Source organism: Chloroflexus sp., from assembly GCF_034435895.1.
In the GTDB taxonomy this organism is placed as follows: Bacteria; Chloroflexota; Chloroflexia; order Chloroflexales; family Chloroflexaceae; genus Chloroflexus.
Window position 1 is genome coordinate 1 of sequence record NZ_DAOTWH010000070.1, and the last position, 5,832, is coordinate 5,832.

Here is a 5,832-nt window from a genome sequence, read left to right on the forward strand (position 1 = left end):
TGGCGCGCGCGATCTTGCGCGCGGCCCGCACCGAGCCGCGCCTCGCGTATGTGAGCTGGACTGACCGGTTGGCGTTGCTGGTCGGGCGTTTGGCGCCGGGGTTGGTCGAGGCGGTGTTGGCGCGCGCGTTTGGCTGGGAAGAGCAGCAGTCATCAGCGAACAACCAATGAGTAATGCACTTGGTGTGATGTGTCGAAGTGAGCAGGTCTAAGAGGGTACGGCTGGCGCAGGATGCCTGAGCCGGAATGCACGATCACGCCGTCTAGGATATGAATGGAGTCATCTCGTTGAATGCACCGCAAGCCCTCTTACGCCAGCCGGCCCTCGATCCTGATGGCCGGCAATTGGCCTTCGTAACTGCCGGCGATGTCTGGCTGGCGTCGATCGATGGCGGCACCGCCGAACGGCTCACTGCCCATCCGGCCCGCCATTATGCGCCCCACTTCAGTCCCGATGGCCAGCGCCTGCTCTTTGCCGCCGGACGCGACGGCGCCGGCGATTTGTACATGCTTGATCTTGCCGGCGGTGCGCCGCGCCAGCTTACCTTTCAGGATGAGCCGTGCTATCCCGAAGCATGGGCGAGCGATGGCGAGGCGGTGTTCTTTTCCTGCAATATCGAGCAGATGGGCTATGCGATCTACCGGGTGAGTGTGCAGGGTGGTACGCCAGCGCCGATCTATCTCGAACCGTATGAACAGCTTGATCAAGTGGCGGTCTCGCCCGATGGCCAGACCTTGGCGTTTACCAACTGGCGCGAGCGGTGGTGGCGGCGCGGCCCGCATCCCTTTTCACCCAACGAAATCTGGGTTGGGCCGGCCCAACCTGATTACGGCGCGCTGCGCCAATTGGCCGGCCCGTTTGGCGAACGGTTCAAATATGCCGGTAAACTCGGCTGGCCCCTCTGGGAGCCGGATGGCCAAGGGTTGTACGTCGTCTGTGATTGCGATGGCTACGAGAACCTCTGGTACCTCCCGCTCACCGATGGATCGCCGCGCCAGATCACCAGCTTTCGCGATGGCCGGTTGCTCTTCCCGACCATCGCCCGGCGCAGTGGCGTGATCGTCTGCGAGCGGGGTGATGGCCAGTTGTGGCGGATCGATCCGGCCAGCGGTGAGGCGGCTCCCATTCCGATCCGGGTGCGGGTGGATACGAAACGCACGCCGGTGCGGATCGAACGCTGGACGAGCGGGTTTAGCGAAGTGCGGCTGAGTCCTGATGGCAAGAAGCTGGCGCTGGTGGCGCGCGGCGATGTCTTTGCCGACTTTGCCGATAAAGAGACCGAACGCGATCTGCGGCAGAGGCCGGCCTTCCGTATTACGAACACCCCGGCCCGTGAATGGTCGATTGCATGGACGCCCGACTCGCAAAGTCTCGTCTACCTCTCTGATCGGCATGGTGAGATCGAACTCTTTGGCTACGATTTTGAAACCGGCGCGGAAATGCAGTTAACCAACGATGGCCGGCCCAAGCTATTGCCGCGGATTGCGCCGAATGGCCATGCAGTCGCTTATATCCGCGATCGGATGGCGATCGATCTGCTAGAAGAGTTGGGCGGCCAACCGCGCGAGTTGTGCCGGGCGCGGTTTACGTCGCCGCCGATTTGTGCTGGTCGCCCGACGCGCGCTACCTCGCCTTCATTGCCCAAGACGATCACCTGTTTAGCAATGTCTACGTTGTGCCGGTTGCCGGTGGCGAGCCACGCCAGATCACCTTCTTAAGCAATATTGGCGGCGGCGATTTGCGCTGGTCGCCTAACGGCAGCTTCATCATCTTCACCACCGAACAATACCGGCTCGAATCGCAGATCGCGCGCGTCGATCTGCGTCCGCCGCAGCCGGTCTTCCGCGAGGCGGCGTTTGAACGGCTGTTTGAACGCGATAAGGAAAAGAAGGAAGAAGCATCCACTGACAGCAGCGAACAGAGCACTGATGAGGCAAGAGCAGCGAAACCGCCGGCTGAGCCGATTGTGTACGAGGGCATTGAGCGGCGGCTGCGCTTGCTGACGCCACCACAGATAAATGCGGTCGCCGGCCCGATCAGTCCTGATGGGAAAGACCTGCTCTTCTTGGCGTCGGTGGCCGGCAAAGTAAATATTTGGACGATGCCGCTCGACGAGCCGCGCGCCGGCCAGCCGCCGCGCCAGCTTACCGCCAGCGATACGTGGAAAAGCTTTTTGCAGTTTGCGCCCGACGGGCGGAGCTTCTCCTACCTCGAAGACGGGCAAGTGGTGGTGCGGCGTTTTCCCGGCGGCAACGAGCCAAGCCGGTTATCGCTGCGAGCCGAAGTCGAAGTGGATTTTCACCGCGAAAAAGAGCAAATTTTTACCGAGGCGTGGCGCGAGTTACGCGACAGCTTCTACGATCCGACCTTCCGCGGCCAAGATTGGCAACAGGTTCGCGCGCGCTTCGCGCCTTTGATTGGCGCGGTGCAAACTACCGAAGAGTTGCATACCCTGATCAACCTGATGGTGGGCGAATTGCGCGCCTCGCACCTCGGCAGCGGCTTCTATGGCTGGGAAAGTGATGACGGCTTTATCGGTATCTTCTTTGCGGCTGAACCACTGCTGCGCGAGGGCCGGTTAGTGGTGGAACGAGTCTTGCCTGATGGCCCCGCTGCGTTGGCAACCGAGCCGCCGCGTCCCGATGAAGAGCTGGTTGCGGTTGACGGAACGCGCTTGACGGCTACGCTCTCGCTGCACAAACTCTTGCTCCGCAGCGCCGGCAGGCGGGTGCGGCTCACATTGCGCGCTGCCGATGCAACCGAGCGCGAGATCGTGGTGCGTCCAATCAATGCCAGCGCTTACCGGCGGCTGCGCTACCGCGATTGGGTGGCGACCAACGAGCAGTATGTCCATACCGTTAGTCGCGGACGGCTGGGTTATGTGCATATTGAAGAGATGAGCTACGACGCTTACCAGCAATTTCTGGTTGATCTTGACGCTGAAACCCACAGTAAAGCAGGCGTGATCATCGATGTGCGGTACAATGGCGGCGGGCACACGGCGACCTTTGTGCTCGATGTCTTGATGCGGCGATCGGCATTGCGCAGCGGATTCCGTGATCTGGGTGCGACCGATGCCAGCCATCTCGCCGGCAATCGGGTGCTCGACCGGCCCACCGTCTTGGTGACGAATGAGCGGTCGGCCAGCAACACCGAGATGCTAAGTGAAAGCTACCGGCGGTTGCGCTTGGGGAAATTGGTCGGACGCCCGACAGCCGGTGCGGTGATCTGGACGTACAGCATTCAATTGCTCGATGGGGCATGGCTGAGTTTGCCGCGGTTGTATGTGGTCACACCGGAAGGCGAAGATCTCGAAGGCAGCGGGCGACCGGTGGATGTGGACATTGCCCGTCCGTTAGGCGAATGGGCCAGCAGGCGCGATCGGCAGCTCGATGCCGCTGTGGCAACGCTGCTGAAGGCCGTGCGGCGGCGCAAGTAGCCGCCAAGATTGCCAATCAACGGTATAATGAGACGTACAATAGAGCAAACTCGCAGCTTGGCAAGGTGATACCCTTTGTCGAATCATCCGGCGGCGCCGGCGCCAAACCGGTGGTTGCGCAGAAAAGTGAGGTTGAAGATGTCGACCCTCGCACCCCTCCGCTTTTCAGTCTGTCTCGATATGATCTTCACCGATCGCCCGTTTGAACAGCGGCTCGAACATATTGCCGATCTTGGTTTTCGCGCCTATGAATTCTGGACGCGGCGGGGCAAGGATATGAATATCACCATTGCCTTGCAGATGGCGCTGCGGTTGCACTGTGTGGCGATTGCCGGCAACTCGGAAGCATCGCCGAATGATCCCGACCAGCGGGCGCAATTCCGTGATGAGATTAGCCGGAGCGCGGCGCTGGCGGTTGATCTGGCGTGCGACAATTTGATTGTGCATAGCGGGACGGTGCGCGCTGATCTTGATCGCGCGACCCAGCACGCCCATTTGCTTGAAGCGTTGCGCGAAGCAGCCGAGACGGCGGCTGATGCCGGCCTCAATTTGCTGCTTGAACCGCGTAACCCGATCGACCATCCCGGCAGTTTTCTCTGGTCGTCTGATGAAGGGTTTGCCATTGTGCGCGAGTTGGGCTTGCCCCACGTGAAGCTGCTCTTTGATTGTTATCACCAACAAATTAGTGAAGGCAACCTGACGCAGCGGATTCTCGCAAACCTCGACCAGATCGGACACATTCACGTAGCTGATGTACCCGGACGCCACGAACCCGGCACTGGCGAAATTAACTACGAGCATATCTTCGGCATCTTGCGTGAACATAACTATCAGGGTTACGTCGGGCTTGAATACACGCCCCGGATCGATGCGGCGGCCAGCCTGCGTGCGGTGCGGATGATGGGCCAGTAACGTATATCTTTCCTCGCGCTTGCGTAAACGATGCGCACCGCTAGCAGCGGTGCGCATTCTCTTTGCTGCAAGCCTGCTGGCCGGCACGGTGTGTGAGTCATTGTTAGCTCCACTGCAACCTCACATTCATCGCGCGTTCATTTTGCTGGGTTAGGCTAGAGGAAAGTCAACCCTAGGTTGAGTGTTGGGTTTGTCTGGTGATGGGAGGGACGGATCGAGCGTTGGTTGGCAAGGGAAGCATCTTTGGGGATGCGCCATCTTATAGCACGTGGTCTGCTTACCAGCCCATCGGGTTGCCTAAAACGATCGTCTGCCGGCGATACAGGTTACTTCGGCTGTCGAAAGATACCACTTGGCGCCACGTGAGCAATATCGATACTATTCAATCAGCGACCGAAGAGGAACGGTAATGAAGCCCGCTTCTTTCAATCTATTCATCCGCGCAATGACTGTGGTTGGTCTCGTTGCGGTGCTGGTCATTGGCGTTGGTTTCATGCAGCCTCGGATGGCGCAGGCGAATGTGCCTCCTTCGGCCTGTTCGGCGACGCCGCTGTTTACCAACGGAACGTTTGTGACTGGAACCGGTAATGGCGCCGGCGGGGCGGATACGAGCTCGCCGGTTAGTCCTGATACCGGTTTTGGCTATCTCGCTGATCCAACGCGCGCGCAAACCACTCCTGACGGCGTTAATCGCGCCCGGCTGGCCGATGATTTTACCGTGACCGGCAATGGTTGGCGTCCGTCAGCGATTACACTGTATGCCTACCAGATCGGTAGCACCACCACCTCGCCGATTACCGGGGTGGTCAATCTGCGGTTGTGGAATGGCACTCCCGGCGCTGGCGGCACAGTGATCGCCGGGCCGGTTGATGGGACAATTATCACCAATCAATGGACGGGTGTCTATCGAGTTCCAGCAAATAATGTCTCCCAGACCGATCGACCGATTATGGCGGTCACGATCCAGTGGCCTTTTGGCAATGCCTCACTCTTGCCGGGAACGTATTGGCTAGAGTGGGGAGTGGCTGGTAATGCAGCGTTGAGCGGGCCGTGGACGCCGCCCACCAATGCTGCTGCCGGCGATAATGCCCGGCAGCTTAACTTGACCGGTGGCGAGCCGGGGACGTGGGCGCCGCGCGCTGATTACTCTAGCGGGCGGGTGGTTGGTTTGCCGTTCGTGATCTGTGGCGATCCGATTCCTACGCCGCAAATTACCTCGCTCAGCCCTTCCTCGGCGACGGCGGGTGGCAGCGCCTTTACGTTGACCGTCAACGGTAGCGGTTTTATTAATGGTTCGGGTTCGGATCGCTCCATTGTGTATTGGAACGGGAGCCCGCGTTCGACAACATTTGTGAGCAGTACCCAATTGACGGCGGCTATTACCGCGAGCGATATTGCAACGGCAGGCACCGTCAATGTGACAGTGGTCAATCCGGGTAATGTCACCTCAAATACTGTTACGTTCACCATCACCAACCCCG

General features: G+C 59.8%; 4 protein-coding genes. All 4 read left to right on the plus strand.

Going from position 1 to position 5,832, the window contains the following annotated elements; all coding sequences use genetic code 11:
* Nucleotides 1-287 precede the first annotated feature (287 nt).
* Nucleotides 288-1,718 carry an LpqB family beta-propeller domain-containing protein gene (locus U9R81_RS04280; protein WP_322494282.1) on the plus strand — a complete coding sequence of 477 codons (1,431 nt, stop codon included), beginning with the start codon at nt 288-290 and terminating at the stop codon, nt 1,716-1,718.
* Nucleotides 1,719-2,101: 383 nt separating this feature from the next.
* Nucleotides 2,102-3,439, plus strand: a complete 1,338-nt coding sequence (locus tag U9R81_RS04285) for a S41 family peptidase (protein ID WP_322494285.1) — start codon at nt 2,102-2,104, stop codon at nt 3,437-3,439.
* A gap of 138 nt (nt 3,440-3,577) precedes the next feature.
* A complete protein-coding gene (locus tag U9R81_RS04290; RefSeq protein WP_322494283.1) occupies nt 3,578-4,351 on the plus strand; it encodes a hydroxypyruvate isomerase family protein in 774 nt (257 codons plus the stop codon).
* Nucleotides 4,352-4,760: 409 nt separating this feature from the next.
* Nucleotides 4,761-5,832, plus strand: a 1,072-nt coding sequence (locus U9R81_RS04295) for an IPT/TIG domain-containing protein (RefSeq protein WP_322494284.1), incomplete at its 3' end; no start/stop codon positions are given.

What these genes read in the sequence shown, in the direction of transcription:
- U9R81_RS04285 (WP_322494285.1), top strand. Translation starts at nt 2,102, where the DNA reads ATGCCGCTCGACGAGCCGCGCGCCGGCCAGCCGCCGCGCCAGCTTACC.
- U9R81_RS04290 (WP_322494283.1), top strand. Translation starts at nt 3,578, where the DNA reads ATGTCGACCCTCGCACCCCTCCGCTTTTCAGTCTGTCTCGATATGATC.